We start from the raw sequence: 21,856 nt of genomic DNA, 5'->3' as shown, positions 1-21,856 counted from the left end.
TCCTTCGGGTGACTCGGGAACCTTTCGGCCCTCCCGGACGACTATCCGGATGGTGGCAGTGCCCGACCCGACCCGATCAGACAGGAGCGACAATGTCCGAAACCTTTGCAGCAGCGGGAGATCTACACCACGTGGCCACGTTCTGCGGCAACTGCGACTGCGGCTGCCCGGAGCTGTTCCTCGACGACGCCGCCCCGCCGGAACGTCGCGTCGTGCTGACCGACGACTTCGGGCAGCGAGTGGAGATGAGCTTGGCGCAGCTGAAAGTTCTCGTCGACGACGTCAAACGCGGAGCCTTGGACAAGGTGGTGACTGCCGTGGTCTAGCACCGGAATCGGCTCAGCGCAACGAGATCGTTGCCGCGGTGGCACACGCTTTGCGGCAGCCGGATTCGGTGGCCGACGAGCCGATGCGGGTCGCGCGCGGAACTCAGGGGCGGACCGAACCCGATTCGCGACGGCCGGCCCCGGACCGCGGCTACTGCCTTCTGGCCGCCAGGTTGGCGAGCATCGCGTTGTAGGCGGCGAACTCGTCGTCCTCGCCTTTGTCGAAGCGACGGTCCAGCCGAGCGGCCTCGCGGTCGTCGTGGCGGCCCCACTGCACCAGCAGCGCCACGACGACCACGATCATCGGGATTTCGCCGGTGGCCCAGGCGATGCCGCCGCCCAGCCGTTGATCGGAAAGGAGGTCGGACATCCACGGCAGGGACAGGTAGCGGTAGAACGTCTCGGCGATCACCGTCTGCCTGTTCATCAGGATCACGCCGAAGAACGCGTGGAACGGCATCACCGCGAACATCATGCCGAGCCGCGCGAGATGCGGCATCGAACGCGGCGGCCGGTCGACGCCGATCACCAGCCAGAAGAAAACGTAGCCGGACACGAGGAAATGGAGGTTCATCAGCTGGTGCGCCCAGTGGTAGCGCATCGCCTCGCCGAACAGGCCCGAGAAGTACAGCGCGTAGTACGAGCCGACGAACACCACCGACGCCACCAGCGGGTGCGCGACCAGGCGCGTGAACCGCGAGTGCAGCAGCGCCACCAGCCACTCGCGCGGACCGTCCGGTCCCTTGCCCGCCACCGGCAAGGCGCGCAGCGCGAGGGTCACCGGTCCGCCGAGGACGAGCAGCACCGGGGCGAGCATGGCCAGCGTCATGTGGATGACCATGTGCAGGCTGAAGGTTCCGGACGAGTACTTGCCCAGGCCGGACGACGTCGCGATCAGCACCGTCGCCCAGCCGCACGTCCACGCCCAGAACCGGCCGCGAGGCCAGTCGTCGCCGCGCTTGCGGAGACGACGCATCCCGACCGCGTAGCCCGCCACCGCGGAGACCGCGACGACCCCGAGGAGCAAGTCCGGACGCCAATCGAGAAAAAGACGAGCGAATGTCGGAGGATCAGGCAGGTCGTAGCCGAGCACGGTCTCGCCGACGGTCGCCGGATCGTCCACGAACGCCGGCGGCACCAGATGCGCCAGCCCGGCCGAAACTCCCATTGCCCCAGCCAGCACCGCGACCTCCGCCACGAGAGCCGCTGCGCCGCCCCGCCAACGGCGGCGCGTGACGACGATCAGCACCGCCAGCACGACCGTGAACACAACCTTCACCCCGAGGAGCAAGCCATAGCCAGTGAATAATCCAGCCGGACGGGCAAGCGCGAGACCGTCGACCACCCCGGATGCGGCGAGCACGACGAGACACCACGTCGCCAACCGTCGGTACCGGCGGAGCGCGACCTCTCGTGCCGCGCCTGAACCGCGGTGGACCAGCAGCGCAACCAGCGCACCGGTCCACAATGCCGCCGCGATCACGTGCCACACCAAGGCATTCGTGGCCAGGTCGTGCCACGCACCGATGGAGACGTGCCCGGCGATCGCTCTCGGCAGCAACCCGACGAGGGAGAGGCCGAGCCACAGAACCGTGGTGCGCCAGGTCAACGTGCGCCAAACGCCGATCGCCACGGTCGTCGCCACTGCCAGGACGCAGAGCCACGCCTTGGGCTCTTCCATGGCGTTGACGAGGACGGCGAGCTTCGCCAGATGCAACGCCTCGGAAACCGGCCGCCCGGACGCGTCAGCGGCGTCGAACGGCACCAGGACCGCAGCCGCGAGCGCCCAAACACCAGCCGCGGCAGCCGCGGTGCGGGTCGCCGCGTATCCGTCCGGGGAGAGCCGTCCCGCTTCGCCCGGCGGACTCAGAAATACCGCGAACGCCAGCCCGCCGACGCAGACCACCCCGGCCGCGTCGGCGACCAACCGCAGCAAGGAGGTGCCGAAGGACGTCAACGGACCAGGAGCCGGGTTGCCGAGCGCCGCGTAAACGTCGCCCGCCGCGGCGACCACCACCACGACGGCCGCCGCGGCAAACCCCGCCGCGGCAAGCAAACCCCGCCGGTGCAGGGCCGGAATTGTGCGCACACCAAAGTGGTCGGACAGGGCGAGCGGCGAGTTCCCGCGATGTGGATCACGGTCGTGGTCCGGCCGCGCGTCCGAGCAACCTGCCGGACCGCCGACCGCCGACGGTCGGGCGCCGGACCGCCGCACGCCGAAAGTCGGATACCGCTGACCGCTCTGGCTCTGGCTCTGGCTCTGGCTCTGGCTCTGGCTCTGGCTCTGGCTCTGGCTCTGGCTCTGGCTCTGGCTCTGGCTCTGGCTCTGGCTCTGGCTCTGGCTCTGGCTCTGGCTCTGGCTCTGGCTCTGGCTCTGGCTCTGGCTCTGGCTCTGGCTCTGGCTCTGGCTCTGGCTCTGGCTCTGGCTCTGGCTCTGGCTCTGGCTCTGGCTCTGGCTCTGGCTCTGGCTCTGGCTCTGGCTCTGGCTCTGGCTCTGGCTCTGGACGTGAGCGAATCACCCAGCCCGGCGATCCGCAACCGCCCGCCCTGACCAATGACGTCCGACTAGAAGCCATCGTTCAGCGCAGCGAACCGCCCGTCCGGCTGCCGTCCACCCGACGCGAGCCGCGGCCCACCCAGCCGCCAAGCGATTCAGCGCCGCCGCACGACCCGAGCCCGGCAGCCGCGCGGCCCGGCAAAAACCGGAACGACCCCGCATCACATCGCGGTGTCGTTCTCCTCCTGCGCGCGCAGCAGATCGTCGCGGGCGCGGGACACCCGGGAGCGCACCGTGCCGACCGGGCAGCCGCACACCTCGGCCGCCTCCGCGTACGAGAGGCCCAGGAACTGGGTCAGCACCAGGGCTTCCCGGCGGTCCTCGTCGAGGGTGTCCAGCAGCAGGCCCAGTTCGATCAGGTCCTCGAAGCCCGCCGTGCGGGTCCGGGCGGACTGTTCTTCGGCTGCGCGCTGCCAGTCGGCCGTCGTGGATTCGCGGGGGCGGACCGAGCGCGCGCGGATGCGGTCCACGACGACCCGGCGGGCGATGGACAGCAGCCACGTCCTCGACGACGACCTGCCCGCGAAGCGCGGCAGCGAGCCGAACGCGCGCAGGTACGTTTCCTGGGTGAGGTCGTCCGCTTCGGCCGGGCTGGTGCGGTGGGCCAGGAACCGCCACGCGTCGGCTTGCGTCGCGCGGACCCAGGATTCCAAGGCGACCCGGTCACCGCGGCCGGCGGCGAGGGCCAGCGCGGTGATCCGCTCGTCGTCGTTGTCGCGGCCGGTGGACACGGACCTCACGGTAGTCCATGCCCGTCCGGGACAGTTCCCTGACCAGCCCGGAGAAAATTCGCCGAACCCGCCGGGAACCGGGACGCGCGTCCGAGCGACTATGACAGACGTGAGCTGTGAAATCTTCCGCGAAGCGCTGTCCGCGCGCCTCGACGGCGAAGCGGGCCCGCTGCCCGAACCGCAGGTCGACCAGCACCTCGAGACGTGCGCGTCGTGCCGGAGCTGGTACGAGCGGAGCGCGACGCTGCGCCGCGCCCTGCTGGTCCGCAGCGCGCCCGAGGTGCCCGACCTCACCGCCCGGATCCTCGCCGAAACCCCGGCCCCGCCGCGCGAAAAATGGGGCCTGCGGGTCGCGCTGGGACTGGTCGGGCTGGTCCAGTGCGGGCTGGCGTTCGCGCAACTGCTCGGCATGGACAACGCCCACGGCAGCGGCGCTTTCATGGAAGGCCACCTCATCAACGAAAGCGCGGCCTGGAACCTCGCGGTCGGCGTCGGGCTGCTGTGGGCCGCCCTGAGGACTCGCGCCGCGGCCGGTCAGCTGCCGATGATCACCGGATTCGTGATCGTCCTGGCGGTGCTCACGACCAGCGACCTGATCGGCGACCGGGTGACCGTCGCGCGGGTGCTGTCGCACGTCTTCCTCGTCGTCGGACTGGCCCTGCTCTACGCCGTCCACCGCCAGCACCGCCTCCGGCACCAGCCCGGCCCCGACCTCGCGGACACCGCCGACGACCCGGACCACACCGCCGTCGCCACCCACGGCGCACTCGCCCTGGTCCGCCCCCACCCGAAACGGGCCCGCGACTCCCAACGCCCGACCGGACGACATCGCGCCGCCTGACCCGCACCCGCTCACGATCCCGGCCTCAACAGCTCACTCAGCCGGAATCGCGATGGAACGAACGCGAATCCGCGGCACCATTTCACCCGTCTGCCACGCCGCATGAAGGCAACCGCGCGACAACGGCTATCGGCAGTTGAGACGACAAGTCCTTGGACCGTCCGAACGCCGCTCGGGCTACCGGCTTCGCGTGACTCAAAACCCGGCCCACGACGCCTTGTACGTGGGCCTCGCGAACTCGGCGAAGGCCATGGGAGCCCGCTCAGCCAGGCCACAAAACTCGCTAACCCAGCCCGCCCGAACAATCGGCCCGCACAACCTCATTGCGGCAAGCCATAACCTCAATGCAGCAAGCCCCAGCAACCAGCCGCGAGCCATGACCAGGGCAACCTGACACAGCAAGCTCCCGCGCGTCCCAAGCAAAAGCCGCAAAGTCTCGCCCGCACAACAGCGCCGCGGCTACCCCGAAACAGACCCTGGCACAAGCCAAATCCGCACGAATCCATCCAGCTCAACAACGGACGCTGAGAGCGTTTGCCTGCACAACCTAATGAGAGGGCCTGCCGCCGCGGCGAAACCCGCGCCGCCCGAGCGACGGGTTCTTCCCCGCACGCCCGATCGGAGGCCACGCCGAGCCTGCCCACCCCACCACGCGATCAAGCTCCGGCCCGCGGCACCCAAAAAAACAAGAGGCACCGACCGCCCGGCCGCGCGACGAGCCAGCCGAACGGTCACGCACCCGCCCGGTTCAGATCATCGCTACTGCCATCACCGACATTCCCAAGCTCATCACGCCCTCCATCACCAGCCCGATCTCGCGGCGTCCCGGGCGGGCGACCGTCCGGGCGTGGTCGATCGCCCGCGCCAGCCACGCGATTCCCGCGACCAGGAAGACCACCGCCAGCACCGCCGCGACCACCACTACCTGTGCGGGCGCGTGCCCGGTCATGGTCATGCTTGCGTCGCCCATGTCCATTCCGGCGTGCTCGCCGCCCATCGCGGCGGCGGACATCGTCATTCCCGCCATCGCCGACGGCATCGCGAACGCCATCCACGCCATCCCGGCCATCATCAGCGCGTGGTGTGCTCCGGGAAGGCGTCCGTGGCCGAATCCCCATGCCGCGCTCACCGCGAACCATCCGGCGGCCGCCGCGAACAGCACGACCTGCGGGATCCGCGCGAAAGTCATCGTCGCCGGCCAAGCCATCGTGACCATGCCGACGCACATCGCCGCGTGCAGCGCGTCCGCCACTCGCCCGTTCCAGCCCGTGCGTCGTACGCATCGGTACAGACAGAACGCCCCCGCCGCGGCGAACAGCACGGTGAGAATCCAGCGCAAACCCGGTTCGGTGATCATCGCGCGACCTCCCGGCGCAAGCCCAGCAGGCAGTCCACCGCCAGGAATCCCAGCAACGACACCCCGAGCACCGGCAGGAACCACCCCACCACCGCCACTCCGACCAGCACCGGGGCCAGCACTCGGCCCGGGATCCGCCGCCACGCGCCGCGCGCTGGCATCCGGCCGAAACGGCCCCGGTCCCGCGACCGGTCTGAGCGAGGCCCGCGCGTCGGCACCTGGCCGGGATGCGCCTGGTCCTCCGCCCACTCGTCGCTTTCGGCCGGCCTACCGCCCTCCAGCAACCCGCGGCCTCCCAGCGACTGGCCGGCCTCCGCCAACTCGCCGCCGCTCGGCCGCCCGCCGACGTTCTGCACTCCAGCACCGCTCGACGACCCAACGTCCTCCGGCAACCCGGCACGGCCTGACCACCCACCGCCCGCCTGCGGCCTGCCGCCGCCCGATAAGCCGTCGACCTTCGGCACCCCGGCACTACCCGACATCTGACCGTCCTCCGACGCCCCAGCGCCTGGCGACCCGCCGACCATCGACAGCCCGGGACCGCCCGGCAGCTCGCCCACCTCCGGCAGCGCGGCACGGCCCGACGACCCGCCGACTTCCGCCACTCCGGCACCATCCGCCAATCGGCCGTGCTCCAGCGACCCGCCGCCAGGCAACCCGCCTACCTTCAGCACCTCGGCCCCGGCTGGCGACCGGCTGTGCTCCGGCAACCCGCCGTCGTGCGGTAATCCACCTTCTTCCGCCGCCCCACCGGATCCAGCCCCATCGCGCAACCGCCCGCCATCCGACGGCACCCGACCAGAGCCACCCGACAGCGCCCCACCCCGCGTCTCCGGCAACCCGCCAGCGCCAGCCATTCGCGTCACAACCGGCTCGGAGCGCCCCTGGCCACGCGACCACCCGCCCCTGCCCCGCAGCCACCACATCCGGTACCCCCACCCCACCACGCACACCAACGCCACCCCGAGCACCGTCAGCGCGATCTGGTTCACCACCCCGAACAGCAACCCCATATGCGCGTCGATCCCCCACCGGCTCAGCTTCGCGGCCAGCGGGTAATCCGCGAACCTCAGCGTCCCGGTGATCGTCCCGGTGCCGGGATCGACCGTCATCGAGTCCTGTTTGGACGGCCAGCTCCGCCCCACCTGCTGCACCACGTAACCGCCTCCGGAAGGCGGCCGGATCTCCACCGGATCGGCCAATCCGGCGCGGGCGGTCGCGTCGCGGACGGCTTGCCAGCCGACGTCGCCGGGAGACGCCTTGCCGGGAGAGAGCGACGGCGTCGTCCAGTCCAAAGAGGACCGAAGCGAGGTGATGTTCGCGCCCGCGTGCAACGACCACGTCAGTCCGGTCGCGGAAAGGAACAACAGGCCCGCGGCGATCCACAGGCCGGTCGAGCCGTGCCAGGACCGCAGTCGGCGGCGTCCGGGTTTTCCGCCGGACGGCAGGAGCACCGCACGCAGACGCCGACGGCGGCCGAGCCACAAAGCCAGTCCCAGAAGGGTGATCACCCACAGCCAGCTAGCCGCCAGCTCGCTGTAAAGCCGTCCGAAATCGCCGAGATGGAGGTTGCGGTGCAGGGTGTCGATCCAGCCCCGTACCGGCAGCGCTTGCCCGGAACCGTAGGTCTCGAGTGCGCCGCGGACCTCGCCGTCGTGCGGGTTGACGAACACTGTGTACCGGTAACTCGGCGCCAGGCCCGGACGGTCGAAGATCACTTGGGTGGTGTCGGTCGCGGACGGCGCCGGGCGGACGCCGATGACCTTTCCGTCCGGCACCCGACCGCGCGCGACGAGGACCTGCTGATCGAGCGGGATCGCGCCAGCGGCCGCGGGGACGTGCAGCTCGTGCGCGTAGACGGCCTGCTCCAGCTGCGGCGTCCACACGTACGCGATCCCGGTCAGCGCGGCGACCAGGAGGAACGGGCCGACGAAGACCCCGGCGTAGAAGTGCAGCCGCAGCACCAAGGGGCGAATCGCCGCCCATCCGGTCGCCGGGGCTCGCCCGGTGCGTGACTCCTCGTCGATGCCGATGGCCATCCTGCTCCCTTCGCGTGGTCCGCCTCCTGAGGAGTCGGACCGGCGGGGCAGTCGGTTCCCGGACGCGGACACCGCCCATTCGGGTGCCGTGTGCGAGCGAAGCATTGCTTCTGGCACGGGGTGACAGTATTGTCGCCGTCACATTCGACACCAAGTGTCAAATATCGCCGAGCGAGACAAGGGAGTCACGATGAGCGAGACGACAGCCACCGAGACGAAGGCCGAAGAAGTCGTAGCCGACGAACTGCTCGTCGAAGAGGTCTCGATCGACGGAATGTGCGGTGTCTACTGATCGCAGCGCCGCGGCGTTCGATCTGGACGGTGCTTGGGAACTGGACAGCCGGGTCTCCATCCGGCCGGAGCGGTTCGGCGCGCTGCTGTACCACTTCGGCACCCGCCGGCTGTCCTTTCTCAAGAGCCGCACCATGCTCGCCGCGGTGCAGGCGCTGACCGACCACCCCTCCGCCCGCGCCGCGTGCGCGAAGGCCGGGGTCTCGCAGGCCGAACTGCCCCGCTACCGCGCCGCCCTCGCCGCCCTCGCGGCGTCGGACATGATCCATCCGAGGAGCGTGTGATGTCGCTTGTCGACGAATTCCAGTTCGGGCTCGACGCGCCGATCTGCCTCACCTGGGAACTCACCTACGCCTGCAATCTTTCCTGCGTGCACTGCCTTTCCTCGTCCGGCCGCCGCGATCCGCGCGAGCTGAGCACCGCCGAGTGCAAGGCGCTGATCGACGAGTTCGAGCGCATGCAGGTGTTCTACGTGAACATCGGCGGCGGCGAGCCGACCGTCCGGTCCGATTTCTGGGAACTGGTCGACTACGCGACCGAGCACCACGTCGGCGTCAAGTTCTCCACCAACGGCATCAAGATCACCGAGGACGTCGCGAAACGGCTCGCCGGCAGCGACTACGTCGACGTCCAGATCTCCCTCGACGGCGCCACCGAGGAGGTCAACGACCACGTCCGGGGGCCCGGTTCCTACCGCACCGCCATCCGGGCGATGGAGAATCTCGCCGCCGCCGGGTTCGGGAACTTCAAGATTTCTGTCGTGGTGACCCGGCAGAATGCGGGGCAGCTCGACGACTTCAAAGCCATCGCCGACCGCTACGGCGCCCAGCTGCGGCTCACCCGGCTCCGCCCGTCCGGCCGCGGCGCGGACGTCTGGGACGAGTTGCACCCGACCGCCGCCCAGCAGCGGGAGCTGTACGACTGGCTGGTGAAGCACGGCGAAAACGTGCTCACCGGCGATTCGTTCTTCCACCTCGCGGGCTACGGCGACGGCGGCCTGCCCGGGCTCAACCTGTGCGGGGCGGGCCGGGTGGTGTGCCTGATCGACCCGGTCGGCGATGTCTACGCGTGCCCGTTCGCCATCCACGACACCTTCCTCGCCGGGAACACGCGCGGCGAGGGCGGATTCGCCCGCGTGTGGCGGGAATCCGAGCTGTTCGCCGAACTGCGCAGCCCGCAGAGCGGCGGGGCCTGCACGTCGTGTTCGGCCTTCGACGCCTGCCGCGGCGGATGCATGGCGGCGAAGTTCTTCACCGGGCTGCCGCTCGACGGCCCGGACCCCGAATGCGTGCGCGGCCACGGCGAACGCGCGCTGGCCGGGGTCGCCGCGGGCAGCGTCCCGAAGCCGTCGCTGGACCACTCGCACCGCAAGGTGCCGGTGACCATCGGCATGCGCCGTCCGCCGGAACGCGCCTGCGACGAGAACCCGCTCGCCGGCTTCGCTCCGGGCCGTTGAAATGCGCCTGGCCGATCTGTCGTCGCCGGACGTCGCCGAATACGCGGCGTCCGGCGCGATCCTCGCCGTGCCGCTCGGCGCCACCGAGCAGCACGGCCCGCACCTGCCGTTGAGCACGGACACCGACATCGCGACGGCGTTGTGCGAAAGGCTCGCCGCGGAGCGCTCGGACGTGCTGGTCGCGCCCGCGGTGCCGTACGGGTCGAGCGGCGAACACGCGGGCTTCGCCGGGACGCTGTCGATCGGCCAGGCCGCCACGGAACTCCTGCTCGTGGAACTGGGCCGGTCGGCCGGCGAAACGTTCCGGCGGCTGCTTTTCGTGTCCGCGCACGGCGGGAACGCGGCTTCGGTGACCCGCGCGGCCGCGACCCTGCGGGCCGAATCGCGGGACGTCTCGGTGTTCGAGCCGCGCTGGCAAGGAGATCCGCACGCCGGACGGCCGGAAACCGCTCTGCAGCTGGCTCTTCGCCCGGAGAAAGTGCGGCTGGACAAAGCAGTTCCGGGCGACACTCGTCCGCTGAGCGAGTTGCTTCCGATTCTGCGCAAAGGCGGCGTGCGCGCGGTGACCGACACTGGAATCCTCGGCGACCCCACCGGCGCGACCGCCGACGAGGGCCAGGATCTCCTCGACGACCTCACGGCCCAGTTGCGCGCGCACGTGCGCGACTGGACCGCCGTAGGCGCGCCATGAAAGCCGCCCTCGTCACCGGCGCGGCGCGCGGCGTCGGCGCAGCCACTGCGATCAAGCTGGCGGAGCAAGGCTGGGCCGTGCTCGCCGTCGACCTCGCCGAAAACGACCCGGCCCTCCCCTACCCGATGGGCACGGCGGAAGAACTGTCCACAGTGGTCGCCAAGATCCGCGAGAACGGCGGCACCGCCGAGGAATTCCGCGCAGATGTCCGCGATCGCGGTCACCTGGACGCGGCGGTAACAGCGGCGGAACAACACTGGGGCGGCCTCGACGCGGCCATCGCGGCAGCCGGAGTGATCGCGGGCGGCGTACCGCTGTGGGAAATGCCGCCGGAACAGGAAGAAGCAGTCCTCGACGTCAACCTGCGCGGCGTTCTCAACCTCGCCCGCGTCGCGATTCCCGCGTTGCTGCGCCGTCCGAAACCCCGCTCCGGACGATTTCTCGCCGTCGCGTCCGCTGCCGCCACGCGCGGGTTGCCGATGCTCGCGGCGTACTGCGCGGCGAAAGCGGGCGTCGCCGGGCTGATTCGCGCACTGGGCACGGAATTGGGCGACTCCGGCGTCACCGCGAACGCAGTCAGCCCGGGTTCGACCGACACTCCGATTCTCGCCGAGAGCGCCAGACTGTACAGCCTGCCTTCGGCACAAAGCTTTGCCGCGCAACAACCTATGCAGCGGTTGCTCGATCCCGCTGAGGTCGCCGCGGTCCTGGCATTCCTCGCCGGGCCGGAAAGCAGCGCAACCACCGGTGCCGTGCTCCCGGTGGACGGAGGGCTGGCGCTGTGACCACCCCGCTCCCCGCCGGATTCCGCCTCGCCCTGGACCCGAGCGTCAAACAACTCTCCGACGGCCTCCTCTTCGGCGGCTCGCCCGCCCGCGTCCTGCGTCTCACGAAGGCTGGTCGAACCGCGTGGGCACGCTTGGCGGACCACCCGGTCGAGACTTCCGCGGAAGGCGTCCTCGCCCGGCTGCTCACCGACGCCGGGTTCGCACACCCGTCGCCCCCAGCCACAACCGCCTCCGAAACCGCCGACGCGACCGTCGTCATCCCGGTCCGCGACCGGGCCGAACTGCTCGGCCGCTGCCTCGCCGCACTCGACGGCCGATATCCCGCACTGGTCGTCGACGACGGATCCGCCGACCCCGCCGCCATCGCCGCGGCAGCCTCCGCACACGGCGCGAAACTGGTCCGCCGCGACGTCAACGGCGGCCCGGGCGCGGCCCGGAACACCGCGCTGGAGCACGTTTCCACCGACCTGATCGCCTTCCTGGACAGCGATTGCCTCCCGTCCCCGGACTGGATCGACCGGCTGGCCGGGCATTTCGCCGATCCGCTCGTCGCCGCCGTCGCTCCGCGCGTGCGTCCCCTCGCCCCGGACACCTGGGCCGGCCGCTATACCCGTGCCGCGAGCAGCCTCGACTTGGGCACCGCCGCGGCTCGCGTCGCGCCCGGCACCCGACTGTCCTATGTGCCCACTGCCGCACTGCTGGTTCGCCGGACCGCGTTGGAATCCATCGCCCGCGACGGCGCGGTTTTCGACCCGGCCATGCGCGTCGGCGAGGACGTTGACCTCGGCTGGCGACTCCACGACGCCGGCTTCCGGATCCGCTACGACCCGTCCGCGCACGTCGATCACCACGAACCGGAGACCTGGCGCGCGTTGCTCCGTCGCCGGGCCAGCTACGGCACTTCCGCCGCACCGCTGGCCCTCCGCCGCCCGGCCGCGATGGCCCCGCTCGTCCTGCACCCATGGCCGACGCTGACCGTCGCCGCGCTCCTGGCCCGCCGTCCGCTCCCGGCCGCACTCGCGTTCGCGGGCGCGGTGCTGAGCATGACCCGGGTACTGCGCCGAAGCGACGTGCCCGCCCACGGCGTCCCCCCAGCGATGGCCACCGCCGTCGGCCAAACCTGGCTCGGATCCGGCCGCTACAGCACCCAATTCGCCGCTCCCCTGCTCGCGGCGCTCTTGCTGCCCGGCGGCCGAAAACGCTGGGGACGACGGGCCGCGGTCGCGTCGCTGCTCGCCGGACCGCCGCTGACCGCCTGGCTGCGGCAACGCCCCGATCTCGACCCGTTCCGCTACACCACCGGCGCGATCGCCGACGACCTCGCGTACGGCGCCGGGGTGTGGGCGGGCTGCTTCACCCATCGCACCGCGGTCCCGCTGCGGCCGCGCGTCACCTGGCGCCCTCTGCGCGTCGACCCGAAGGGAAAACGATGAGCACCACCTGGTTCGAATCCGTCGCCGAAGCACAGCGGCGGGCGAAGAAACGCCTGCCCGCGTCCGTCTACTCGGCACTGATCGCCGGTTCGGAAAAAGGGCTGACGCTGCAGGACAATCTCGCCGCGTACGACGAGCTGCGCTTCGCCCCGCGCACCGCCGGGCTGCCCGGCGAACGAGATCTGAGCACGAACGTCCTCGGCCGCGACGTCGCGCTGCCGGTGCTGATCTCGCCGACCGGCGTGCAGGCCGTGCACCCCGACGGCGAGGTGGCGGTCGCCCGCGCGGCCGCGGCGCGCGGGACGTCGATCGGGCTGTCGTCGTTCGCCAGCAAGCCGATCGAGGAAGTGGTGGCGGCCAACCCGAACACGTACTTCCAGGTGTACTGGACCGGCAGCCGCGACGACATCCTCGGCCGGCTCGAGCGGGCCAGGTCCGCGGGCGCGGTCGGGATCGTCCTCACCCTCGACTGGTCGTTCTCGCACAGCCGCGACTGGGGCAGCCCGCACATCCCGGACAAGCTGACGCTGCGCGAGCTGATCCGGTTCGCGCCCGAGGGCATGATGCATCCGCGCTGGCTGCTCGCTTACGCCCGCACCAAGAAACTGCCCGACCTCAGCGTCCCGAACATGGCCGAACCCGGCACGCCGGTGCCGTCGTTCTTCGGCGCGTACGGCCAGTGGATGCAGACCGCCCCGCCGAGCTGGGAAGACGTGAGCTGGCTGCGGAAACAGTGGGACGGGCCGTTCCTGCTGAAGGGCGTGTACCGAGTCGACGAGGCACGCCGCGCGGTCGACGCCGGGGTCAGCGCGATCTCGGTGTCCAACCACGGCGGCAACAACCTCGACGGGACTCCCGCCACGATCCGCGCCCTGCCCGCGGTCGCCGAGGCAGTCGGGAACGACGTGGAAGTGTTGCTGGACGGCGGAATCCGGCGCGGCAGCGACGTCGTGAAGGCGCTCGCGCTCGGGGCGCGCGCGGTCCTGATCGGGCGCGCGTACCTGTGGGGCCTCGCCGCGGGCGGGCAGGCCGGGGTGGAGAACGTGCTAGACGTGCTGCGCAACGGCATCGATTCGACGCTGCTCGCGCTGGGCCACCGCAGCGTGCACGACCTGAGCCGCGACGACCTGATCATCCCGGAGGGGTTCGAGCGCCGGATCGGGGCTTGAGTCCGGTCAGTTTCGCTGTCCGCCGGCGAAAAACCGCACCGCCGCGGCGGCGAACTCCGGTGCGGCCGACGCACTGTAATGGTCACCGGGCACCCAGGTGAACTCCGCGTCCAGGAGCCGGGCGAGCGGCTCGGCGTCGGCATGCCCCGCGTCCTCGCTGCCGACCGCGACAAGCGCCGGAATCCCCAGCGCGGCGAGGTTGTCCGTCGGTACGACTGAGCGGAGGACGTGCATCAACGCGTGTGGGTCGGCGCCGAGACGGCCGATCCAGTACGCGGTCTGGGCGTCGGCCGGTTCCACCGTCCGGCCTTCGGTCAACGCCGAGAGCACCCGGTGCAGCGGACCTCCCTCGCCGCCCCGCTGCATCGCGGCGAGTCCTTGCCCGCCAAGGAGCATCCGGGACGGCCGCGCGCCCCGCACGACCATGCGGAGCGCCACTCGCGCGCCTAGCGAGTACCCGCCCAGGGCGTAGCCGGTCAGGCCGAGTTGCTCGACGAACGCGAGCCCGTCGTCCACGAGCACATCCGGCGGGTAGCGGCCCGGATCGTCCGGCTGTGGGCTCGCGCCGTGCCCGCGGAAATCCGGGAGCAGGACGCGGAACCCCCGTTCGGCGAGCTGCGCGGCCAGCCCGCCGCGCAGCCACGCCTCGCCGGACGAGGTGAACCCGTGCAGCAGCACGACCGGCGTGCCCTGGCCCAGTTCGCGGTAGGCCAGTTCGAGCCCGTCGCGGGCGCGGAACCGGTGGACGGGCGGTGCGCTCATGGGGTCCTTCCTGCCGGCCGGACCCCATGATCGCACGCGCCGGCCCCGGGATCACGGGAGCGGACGCGTCCCCGGCACCACCCATTCCCGGTCCACCCGGCCGTCGACCGCGACCAGGACCGCGATCCCGCCGCGCTCGCCGTCCGACCAGGTCCCGGCGATGGTCTGGCGCACCGGGTCGAGCACCAGTTCGCCGTGCCACGGATGCGCGTCCTTGGCCAGCACCCGCAGTTCCTCGCGGTCCAAATCGCCGGCGCCCGGTCCGTCCGCCAGCTCCGAACGGCCGTCCGGCGAGGGAATCGTCCAGTTCCGCGAGACCTTTCCGCCGGTGAGCACGAACAGGTCGGCTCCGGTGATGACCACGCCGTCGCGCCGGGTGACGTCCCAGGTGAAGGCGAGCCGGTCAGTCCCGTCTATGACGAAGGTGCGCGGGACGAACTTGTTGCCGACCTCGCGCTGGTACTTCGCGATGAACGCCTCGGCGTCCGCCGGGCCGATCAGCGGGTCGAGGCCGGGTTTGGTGCCGGACCACTGGCGGCCGTCGGCGGTCAGCAGCCGGTGCGCGAGCGAGGCGTCCTCATTCCACATGCGACACCAGAGGGCAGGGATTTCTTCGGGGTTCAGGTCGGTTGCCATGCGAGAAACGATCGCGGCCGCCGGCGACACCGTCCTGTCGGTGTTTCCGAGCCGCGTGGCGCAGGTCACTCGCCGAGCGGGCGGGCGGAGATCCGCGCAAGCTCGGCGTCGAGGTCGACCTCGCGGCGTTCGACGCGGTCGCCGGTGAGCGCGAGGGCGCGGATCCGGTCCAGCAGGAACCCGCGGACGGCGTCGCGCAGGCGGCACCAGCCGAGCACGTACCAGCCCGCCGGACCCCACAGCAGGCCCAGCGGCTCGACGTCGCGTTCCGTCTCCTGCCCCTTGGCGTCCACATACGACAGCCGCAGGACGCGCCGCGCGGCGAGGGCGGTGAGGATCAGTCCGCTGTGGACAGCCGGCGGTTCGGCCTCGCCAACCCGGTGGAGCCGCGCGGCGAGGTGCTGTTCGGCGTCGCGGACGTCGGCCGGGAGCCGCGCGAGCACCTTGCGCGCCGCCGACTCCGCCGCGCCCGCGAACGGCGAACCCGCGGCCGAACGCAGCGCGACGGTGATCGCGATGGCCTCTTCCGGCGTGAGCGCGAGCGGCGGCAGGGTCCGTTCGCGGTCGAGCCCGTAGCCGCCGGTCCGGCCGGTTTCGGTCCAGATCGGGACGCCTGCCTCGCGCAACGCGCCGAGGTCCCGTTCGACCGTGCGCACGCTGACCTCGAACCGGGACGCGAGCCACGCCGCCGTCCGGGTGCGCGGCGCGACCGCCCGGAGCTCCTCGACCAGTGCGTACAGCCGGTCCGTGCGATTCACCCGGCCAGCCTACGGACTCCCCGATCCTCACCCGATCGGGTGGCTTTGCGGACGACCGCCGTCACGAGGGCGGACCCGCGCTGTTCCGTTCGCGGGAGCCGCGAACGGCGCCGGTCCGTCCTTGTGGAGGGCGGCGGACCGGCGGGGTCCCCTCGTTCGTCGGGGGACGAGGGGGCCGCCGGGGCGGGTCGGCGCAGGGGGCCGGCCCGTTCCCGGTCCGGCGGGGACACTTGACTCTCACACCGTGTCAGAGCGTGTGCTGGGGAGGTCATGTTCACCATCGGAGAATTCGCCCGCCACGGCCGGGTGTCGGTTCGCATGCTGAGGCATTACGACGCGCTCGGCCTGCTCCGGCCCGCCGAGGTCGACCCGTACACCGGCTACCGGCGCTACACCGCCGAACAGCTGGCCGCGCTGAACCGGATCGTCGCGCTGAAGGAGCTCGGCTTCGGGCTCGGCGAGGTCGCCGCGCTGCTGGACGAGCAGATCACGCCCGAGCAGGTCCGCGGCATGCTGACGCTGCGCCGGGCGGAGCTGGCCGAACGGGTCGCCGCCGACCGGCTCCGGCTGGCCGAGGTCGAGGCGAGACTCCGCACCCTGGAAAGCGAGCACGCCATGCCGGACACCGAAATCGTCGTCAAGGACCTCCCCGCGACCCCCGTCGTGCGGCTCACCGCGACCGTCGAAAGCTTCTCCCCCGACGCGATCAGCCCGGTCCTGCGCCCGCTGTGCGCGGAACTCGGCCAGCGGCTCGAAGGATCCGACGCCACCCCGGCGGGGCCTCTCGTCTGCTACTACGAAAAGCCCGCCGGCGAAGACGATCCCGTCGTCGTGCACGCCGCGCTGCCGGTGTCCGGCGCCGTCGCCGAGCCGAACGGCCTCGAGCCGGCCGAACTGCCCGCCGCGCGCGCCGCGACGCTGGTCCACCACGGCCCGCCGAGCGGTTTCCTCGCCGGATACCAGGAACTCGCCCGGTGGACCGACGAGCACGGCTTCCGCGCGGACGGCTTCCCCTGCGAGGTCTATCTGCACACTTCCGACGACGAGCGCGAATGGGTCGTCGAACTGCGCGAACCCTTCGTCGAGCAGCCGAGCTGACCGGCCAAGACCCGACCTTCGACGGTTGCGCCGCCGCCCGGTCGCGAGGGCGAATGGGGTGGGGACGACCCGAGGAGGACGCAGGTGTTCTCGACAGGTCCCGGCACCCAGCCGGACCGGCTCGCCGACGCGCTCGCGGACGGGCCGTTCAGCCGTGCCCTGACCCTGGCCATCGACCGCAGCGGGCTCGGCCTCGACCGGCTCCGGGACCGGCTCGCCGCGGCGGGCGCGGCGGTCAGCACCACGACGCTCAGCTACTGGCGGACCGGCCGCACCGTGCCCGCCCGCGCCCGCTCGCGGGTCGCGGTGCGCATTCTCGAGGACGTGCTCGAGCTGCCGCCGGGTTCGCTCACCGGGCTGATCGAGCGCGATCCGGAACCGCCGCCGGTTCCGGTGGTGCGCTGGGAACGGCTGTGGGGGCGCCGCAACGCCGTGCTGCGGGTGCTGAACTCGTTCGAGACGGCGTACCGGACGTCGCTGGTGGTCGTGAGCCTGCACGAAGCCGTCCACGTCGGCCCGGACCGGCGGCTGCACCGGCTGGAAGTGCGCGAGGTCCTGCGCGCGACCGAGGACGACACGCACATCCGGCTCGTCACCGCGCACGGCGTCGGCCCCGGCTGCCCGCCGCGGCTGGTGCGCACCCGCTACTGCTCGCCCGGGCGCACGGAAACCCTCGCCGAGGAGGGGTTCACGGTGGCCGAACTCGTCCTCGGCCGCGGTCTGGACCGGGGCGAAACCGCGATCGCCGAGTACGAGTTCGAGTTCACCGACGACCGCCCGGACTGGTCCTACGAGCGCCGCTTCCGCAACGCCGTGCACGAACACGTGCTGGAGCTACACTTCGCCCCCGGCTTCGCACCGCGGTCCTGCCACGCCTACCGCCTCGACTCCCCGGCCGGGCCGGAGACGACAGCTGCCGAGCTGCCGATCACCGAGGGCCTTCCCGCGCACGTCGTGTCGGCGGCGGTCACTCCGGGAATCCTCGGTCTGCGCTGGCAGTGGGACCCGCCATGATGGACCCATGGAATCGACGCGGATCGACCGCTGGCTCTGGGCGGTCCGGCTGACCAAGACGCGCGCCGACGCCGCGGCCGCCTGCCGCGGCGGGCACGTGCGCGTGAACGACCGCCCGGCGAAACCCGCCACCTCGGTGGTGCCCGGCGACGAGGTCCGGGCCCGGATCGGGACGACGACCCGCGTGGTCGAGGTCGTGCAGGTGATCCAGAAACGGGTCGGCGCGGCCGTCGCGGCCACGTGCCTCATCGACCGGACCCCGAAGCCGCCGCCGGAAGCGGCCATCCCGGTGGCCCGCCGCGAGCGGGGCGCGGGCCGTCCGACGAAGCGGGAGCGCCGGGTGCTGGACGAATTCCGCCGTCAGCAGGGCTGATCGCGGGGCGGTCCGTCGGCGTCTGCTCCTCGGCCACGCGCTCGCCCAGGTCGGATCGCCGCCGGGCCGCGGGCGCTGGGCAAGGGCTTCCAGCCCTGCTCAGGCGTCCGATTTCACCTTGCCCCGCCGCCGATGGACGTACTGCTCCTCCCGCGCCCGCTTCGCCACTTCCGGATAGTGCAGCTCGAACGCGGGCCGTTCGGAACGGATCCGCGGCAGTTCGGTGAAATTGTGCCGCGGCGGCGGGCTCGACGTCGCCCATTCCAGGGAGCCGCCGAAGCCCCACGGGTCGTCCACTTCGACCTTTTCGCCGTAGCGGTAGCTCTTGACCACGTTCCAGATGAACGGCAGCACCGAGGCGCCGAGAATGAAGGCACCGATGGTGGAAATCGTGTTCAGCAAGGTGAACCCGTCGCTGCGGAGGTAGTCCGCGTACCGCCGCGGCATGCCTTCCGCGCCGAGCCAGTGCTGGACGAGGAACGTCGTGTGGAAGCCGATGAACGTCGTCCAGAAATGCCATTTCGCGAGCGATTCGTCGAGCATCCGGCCGGTCATCTTCGGGAACCAGAAGTAGATGCCGGCGAACGTGGCGAACACGATCGTGCCGAACAGCACGTAGTGGAAGTGCGCGACGACGAAATAGGTGTCGGTGATGTGGAAGTCCAGCGCGGGCGCGGCCAGCAGCACGCCGGTCAGGCCGCCGAGCAGGAACGTGACGAGGAATCCGACCGACCACAGCATCGGCGATTCGAACGACAGCGTCCCCTTCCACATGGTGCCGATCCAGTTGAAGAACTTCAGCCCGGTCGGGACCGCGATGAGGAAGGTCATGATCGAGAAGAACGGCAGCAGGACCGCGCCGGTGGCGAACATGTGGTGCGCCCACACGGTCGCCGACAGGCCGGTGATGCCGACCGTCGCGAACACCATCAGCCGGTAGCCGTAGAGCGGTTTCCGGCTGAACACCGGGATGATCTCGGTGACGATCCCGAAATACGGCAGGGCGACGATGTACACCTCGGGATGGCCGAAGAACCAGAACAGGTGCTGCCAGAGGATCGCGCCGCCGTTGGCCGGATCGAAAACGTGCGCGCCGAGCCTCCGGTCGGCCTCCAGCGCGAACAGCGCCGCGGTGAGGATCGGGAATGCGAGCAGCACGAGAATCGCGGTGAAGAAGATGTTCCAGGTGAAAAGCGGCATCCGGAACATCGTCATTCCCGGCGCGCGCAGGCACAGGATCGTCGTGGTCATGTTGACCGCGCCGAGAATGGTGCCCAGACCGGACACGATCAGGCCCATGATCCACAGATCGCCGCCGACGCCGGGGCTGTGCACGGCGTCCGACAACGGCGTGTAGGCGGTCCAGCCGAAATCCGGGGCGCCGGCGGGCGTGAGGAACGAGCTCAGCACGATCAATCCGCCGAAAAGGTACAACCAATAGGAAAACGCGTTCAGGCGGGGGAACGCGACGTCCGGCGAGCCGATCTGCAACGGCAGGACGAAATTGGCGAAGCCGAACACATTCGGCGTCGCGTACAGCAGCAGCATGATCGTGCCGTGCATGGTGAACAGCTGGTTGTACTGCTCCTGCGACAGGAACTGCAGCCCCGGCTGGGCCAGTTCGCCGCGCATCAGCAGGGCCATCGCGCCGCCGATGAGGAAGAACGCGAAGGAGCTGCCGAGGTACAGCAGCCCGATCTTCTTGTGGTCGGTGGTGCGCAGGATGCTCAGCAGCACCGAGCCTTTCCGGCCTCGGCGGGGCGGCGCGGCGACCGTCACCGGCCGGGGCTTCAGCTGCGTCATGACCGACCTCCGCGCACCCGACGATCGCCGGGCAGCCCAGGGCCGCCCGGCCTCACCCGGGGCGGGTAACCGGCCGCGGCCCGCGGCAAACCCCGGCTTTCCCGCTATCCCGGCGGGAACGGCAGCTGCCCGCCCGGCAGCGCCGCACCGAACACGACGGCCGCGCCGACCACCAGGAACACCGCCCCGGCGGCCGGCTCGGACGCCCACCACACCACGCCCGACGCGGCCACCAGCCAGGCGCCGGCGAGCGTCTCCTTCCGGGCCGGCGGCGCCGCCTTGCGCGCACGCAGTCCCGCGCTGCCCAAGGCGAGCACGCCGATCGCGAGCACCGCCAGCACCGGCCAGTACATTCCTCCGCGCTCCCGTCACTCCCGGAATTCGCCGGTGTGCCTGCGGTACGCGACGGTCACCGAGATCACCGAGAAAATCGCCAGCAGCACGCCGACGATCAGCGAATTCGTGCGGATCGCGTCGCGATGCCCGTCGACCGGGTAGCCGAACGCGAACGGCGCGGCGATGAGCCAGAACCCGATCGCGACGTTGACCAGCCCCAGCCAGCGCGCCCGGTCCGGCAGGCCGAACCGGACCAGCGCGACCGCCGCCACGGCGATCCCGCACGCCAGGCTGTTCCAGAAGCCGGCCGTCGCGGACAGCGTGAACGAGTAGCTGTACGCGAACGCCGCGATCACCAGCCACGCCCCGGCCAGGAACTCGGCGGCGAGCGGCAGCCTGCTCTCCCGCAGCTTCCGGTCGCTCGGCGTGAACGCGGTGAGCGCCATGCCCATCTTCATTCCGTGGTCACCTCCTCGCCGGGGCTACTGCCCGGCCTTGATTCCCGGTTCGCCGTGGTCGAACTGGATCGCTTGGTGCAACGGCACCGTCGTGGTCCGGGCGGGCCGCGGAGCGCGCAGGCCCATCGGCAGGACCACCCGGTGGTGCGCCGCTTCGAGCACCATCGCGCTGCACGCGTACCAGGCCAGCACCGCGGACGCGAGGAGGAAGTACGCGGCGATGGTGCGCACGACGCCGATGTCGCCGATCAGGCCGATCGCCAGCAGCGTCGCCCCGGCAGCGAGGACCGCGAGCAGCGCGCAGAGCACGAGGCTTTCGGCCAGCGCGGCGAGCGCGCCGGTCCAGGTGATGGCCGCGAGGCCGATGAACCAGAAGCCGATCGCGGCCGCCGCGACCGGGCTCGCCGTCGTCGAGGGCAAGCCGCCGAGGCCGACGAACAGCTGGTAGACGCCGAAGCCGATCCAGAACGCGCCCCACGCCCCGTGGATGACCGTGGCGAGCGCGTCGCGGGCCCGGTACGACCACATCCCGGCGAGGAACTGCGCGACGCCGCCGAAAGCGAAGGCGAACGGAGCGAGCAGCAGGGGCGTCGTCGTGCTGTCGCCGAACCAGCCGGCCATATTGGCCGCCACCATGAACGTGGACACCGCGAACCCGGCGAGTCCCAGGATCGACGGTGCGGCCACCGGGCTCAGGTTGATGTGCGTGTGCTCGCGCCAGAACGCGTACTCCGCGCCGTCGCCGCCTGCCGGCATCGCGCGGTCGGCCATCCTCATTTCGCGGGTCATCTCCGGCTCCTTTCGCGCCGACCTCCCCTGTGCGCCGCCGCGTACCCCGCCGCCGACCTGCGGAACCCTGCCTTCGCTACGCCGAACGAGTGAATTTCTCCCCTTTTCGGGCGACGGGCAGTGTCCATTTCGGACGCGACACTCCCCCGC

General features: G+C 71.1%; 23 protein-coding genes. 12 read left to right on the top strand and 11 right to left on the bottom strand.

Annotated elements, in window-relative coordinates; translation table 11 throughout:
• Nucleotides 1–92: 92 nt before the first annotated feature.
• Nucleotides 93–326 (top strand): hypothetical protein, encoded by a 234-nt coding sequence (locus tag SSMG_RS14185; protein WP_009076832.1) that lies wholly within the window; start codon nt 93–95, stop codon nt 324–326.
• Between the two features lie 151 nt (nt 327–477).
• On the opposite strand, the gene SSMG_RS14180 is transcribed toward SSMG_RS14185, so the two are convergent.
• Nucleotides 478–2,415, bottom strand: coding sequence for a cytochrome c oxidase assembly protein (locus SSMG_RS14180; RefSeq protein WP_009076829.1), 1,938 nt, complete (start codon nt 2,413–2,415; stop codon nt 478–480).
• A gap of 629 nt (nt 2,416–3,044) precedes the next feature.
• Complete coding sequence (locus tag SSMG_RS14170) at nt 3,045–3,614, bottom strand: sigma-70 family RNA polymerase sigma factor (RefSeq protein ID WP_009076827.1); 570 nt, start codon at nt 3,612–3,614, stop codon at nt 3,045–3,047.
• A gap of 109 nt (nt 3,615–3,723) precedes the next feature.
• Between SSMG_RS14170 and SSMG_RS14165 the strand changes: the two genes are divergently transcribed.
• Nucleotides 3,724–4,455 carry a zf-HC2 domain-containing protein gene (locus SSMG_RS14165; protein ID WP_037717141.1) on the top strand — a complete coding sequence of 244 codons (732 nt, stop codon included), beginning with the start codon at nt 3,724–3,726 and terminating at the stop codon, nt 4,453–4,455.
• Nucleotides 4,456–5,203: 748 nt separating this feature from the next.
• Here SSMG_RS14165 and SSMG_RS14160 read toward each other — a convergent pair.
• Both SSMG_RS14160 and SSMG_RS46880 read right to left on the bottom strand, forming a co-directional pair.
• Nucleotides 5,204–5,812 (bottom strand): DUF5134 domain-containing protein, encoded by a 609-nt coding sequence (locus tag SSMG_RS14160; RefSeq protein ID WP_009076825.1) that lies wholly within the window; start codon nt 5,810–5,812, stop codon nt 5,204–5,206.
• Entirely contained in the window at nt 5,809–7,851 is a 2,043-nt protein-coding gene (locus tag SSMG_RS46880) for a PepSY domain-containing protein (protein ID WP_009076823.1), read from the bottom strand. The genes SSMG_RS14160 and SSMG_RS46880 overlap by 4 nt, the downstream gene beginning before the upstream one ends.
• Nucleotides 7,852–8,041: 190 nt before the next feature.
• On the opposite strand from SSMG_RS46880, the gene mftA reads away from it, so the two are divergent.
• Genes mftA through mftD form a run of 7 tightly spaced genes read left to right on the top strand, consistent with a single transcriptional unit; the run spans nt 8,042 to nt 13,679 of the window.
• Nucleotides 8,042–8,143, top strand: a complete 102-nt coding sequence (gene mftA, locus SSMG_RS14150) for a mycofactocin precursor MftA (RefSeq protein ID WP_037713632.1) — start codon at nt 8,042–8,044, stop codon at nt 8,141–8,143.
• Nucleotides 8,133–8,426 carry a mycofactocin biosynthesis chaperone MftB gene (mftB, locus tag SSMG_RS14145; RefSeq protein ID WP_009076821.1) on the top strand — a complete coding sequence of 98 codons (294 nt, stop codon included), beginning with the start codon at nt 8,133–8,135 and terminating at the stop codon, nt 8,424–8,426. The genes mftA and mftB overlap by 11 nt, the downstream gene beginning before the upstream one ends.
• Entirely contained in the window at nt 8,426–9,598 is a 1,173-nt protein-coding gene (gene mftC / locus SSMG_RS14140) for a mycofactocin radical SAM maturase (protein ID WP_009076819.1), read from the top strand. Before mftB ends, mftC begins: the two co-directional genes overlap by 1 nt.
• Nucleotide 9,599: 1 nt before the next feature.
• Nucleotides 9,600–10,289 carry a mycofactocin biosynthesis peptidyl-dipeptidase MftE gene (mftE, locus tag SSMG_RS14135; protein WP_009076817.1) on the top strand — a complete coding sequence of 230 codons (690 nt, stop codon included), beginning with the start codon at nt 9,600–9,602 and terminating at the stop codon, nt 10,287–10,289.
• Complete coding sequence (locus SSMG_RS14130; protein WP_037713631.1) at nt 10,286–11,074, top strand: mycofactocin-coupled SDR family oxidoreductase; 789 nt, start codon at nt 10,286–10,288, stop codon at nt 11,072–11,074. The genes mftE and SSMG_RS14130 overlap by 4 nt, the downstream gene beginning before the upstream one ends.
• Nucleotides 11,071–12,510: a mycofactocin biosynthesis glycosyltransferase MftF gene (gene mftF / locus SSMG_RS14125; RefSeq protein ID WP_009076812.1), complete on the top strand. Its 1,440-nt coding sequence runs from the start codon at nt 11,071–11,073 to the stop codon at nt 12,508–12,510. Before SSMG_RS14130 ends, mftF begins: the two co-directional genes overlap by 4 nt.
• Nucleotides 12,507–13,679 carry a pre-mycofactocin synthase MftD gene (gene mftD, locus SSMG_RS14120; RefSeq protein ID WP_009076810.1) on the top strand — a complete coding sequence of 391 codons (1,173 nt, stop codon included), beginning with the start codon at nt 12,507–12,509 and terminating at the stop codon, nt 13,677–13,679. The genes mftF and mftD overlap by 4 nt, the downstream gene beginning before the upstream one ends.
• Nucleotides 13,680–13,685: 6 nt before the next feature.
• On the opposite strand, the gene SSMG_RS14115 is transcribed toward mftD, so the two are convergent.
• The 3 genes from SSMG_RS14115 to SSMG_RS14105 form a co-directional block, all read right to left on the bottom strand.
• Nucleotides 13,686–14,441 (bottom strand): alpha/beta fold hydrolase, encoded by a 756-nt coding sequence (locus tag SSMG_RS14115; RefSeq protein ID WP_009076808.1) that lies wholly within the window; start codon nt 14,439–14,441, stop codon nt 13,686–13,688.
• Between the two features lie 51 nt (nt 14,442–14,492).
• Entirely contained in the window at nt 14,493–15,077 is a 585-nt protein-coding gene (locus tag SSMG_RS14110) for a nuclear transport factor 2 family protein (RefSeq protein WP_100267057.1), read from the bottom strand.
• A gap of 65 nt (nt 15,078–15,142) precedes the next feature.
• Nucleotides 15,143–15,835 carry a YafY family protein gene (locus tag SSMG_RS14105; protein WP_009076804.1) on the bottom strand — a complete coding sequence of 231 codons (693 nt, stop codon included), beginning with the start codon at nt 15,833–15,835 and terminating at the stop codon, nt 15,143–15,145.
• Nucleotides 15,836–16,105: 270 nt separating this feature from the next.
• Between SSMG_RS14105 and SSMG_RS14100 the strand changes: the two genes are divergently transcribed.
• The 3 genes from SSMG_RS14100 (at nt 16,106) to SSMG_RS14090 (ending at nt 18,320) form a co-directional block, all read left to right on the top strand.
• Nucleotides 16,106–16,933 (top strand): MerR family transcriptional regulator, encoded by an 828-nt coding sequence (locus SSMG_RS14100; protein WP_009076802.1) that lies wholly within the window; start codon nt 16,106–16,108, stop codon nt 16,931–16,933.
• Nucleotides 16,934–17,017: 84 nt separating this feature from the next.
• Nucleotides 17,018–17,947: a hypothetical protein gene (locus SSMG_RS14095; RefSeq protein ID WP_009076801.1), complete on the top strand. Its 930-nt coding sequence runs from the start codon at nt 17,018–17,020 to the stop codon at nt 17,945–17,947.
• A 7-nt stretch (nt 17,948–17,954) separates the two neighbouring features.
• Nucleotides 17,955–18,320 carry an RNA-binding S4 domain-containing protein gene (locus SSMG_RS14090; RefSeq protein ID WP_009076800.1) on the top strand — a complete coding sequence of 122 codons (366 nt, stop codon included), beginning with the start codon at nt 17,955–17,957 and terminating at the stop codon, nt 18,318–18,320.
• A 99-nt stretch (nt 18,321–18,419) separates the two neighbouring features.
• Here the strand turns inward: SSMG_RS14090 and ctaD are convergent, their stop codons facing one another.
• The 4 genes from ctaD to SSMG_RS14070 all read right to left on the bottom strand — a co-directional run bounded on the left by ctaD (nt 18,420) and on the right by SSMG_RS14070 (nt 21,706).
• Entirely contained in the window at nt 18,420–20,123 is a 1,704-nt protein-coding gene (gene ctaD / locus SSMG_RS14085; protein ID WP_009076797.1) for a cytochrome c oxidase subunit I, read from the bottom strand.
• 104 nt (nt 20,124–20,227) lie between these two features.
• Nucleotides 20,228–20,476 (bottom strand): hypothetical protein, encoded by a 249-nt coding sequence (locus SSMG_RS14080; RefSeq protein WP_009076795.1) that lies wholly within the window; start codon nt 20,474–20,476, stop codon nt 20,228–20,230.
• A 15-nt stretch (nt 20,477–20,491) separates the two neighbouring features.
• The gene (locus SSMG_RS14075; RefSeq protein ID WP_009076793.1) at nt 20,492–20,917 is read right to left on the bottom strand and encodes an SPW repeat protein; all 426 of its coding nucleotides are present in this window, start codon (nt 20,915–20,917) and stop codon (nt 20,492–20,494) included.
• A gap of 24 nt (nt 20,918–20,941) precedes the next feature.
• A complete protein-coding gene (locus tag SSMG_RS14070) occupies nt 20,942–21,706 on the bottom strand; it encodes an acetate uptake transporter family protein (protein WP_100266787.1) in 765 nt (254 codons plus the stop codon).
• Nucleotides 21,707–21,856 lie beyond the last annotated feature (150 nt).

The sequence above is a fragment of the Streptomyces sp. AA4 genome (genome assembly GCF_000158875.1).
Taxonomy (GTDB): Bacteria; Actinomycetota; Actinomycetes; order Mycobacteriales; family Pseudonocardiaceae; genus Amycolatopsis.
Note: the sequence above shows the minus strand (reverse complement) of the source record. Positions and strands in the feature narration are given on the sequence as shown.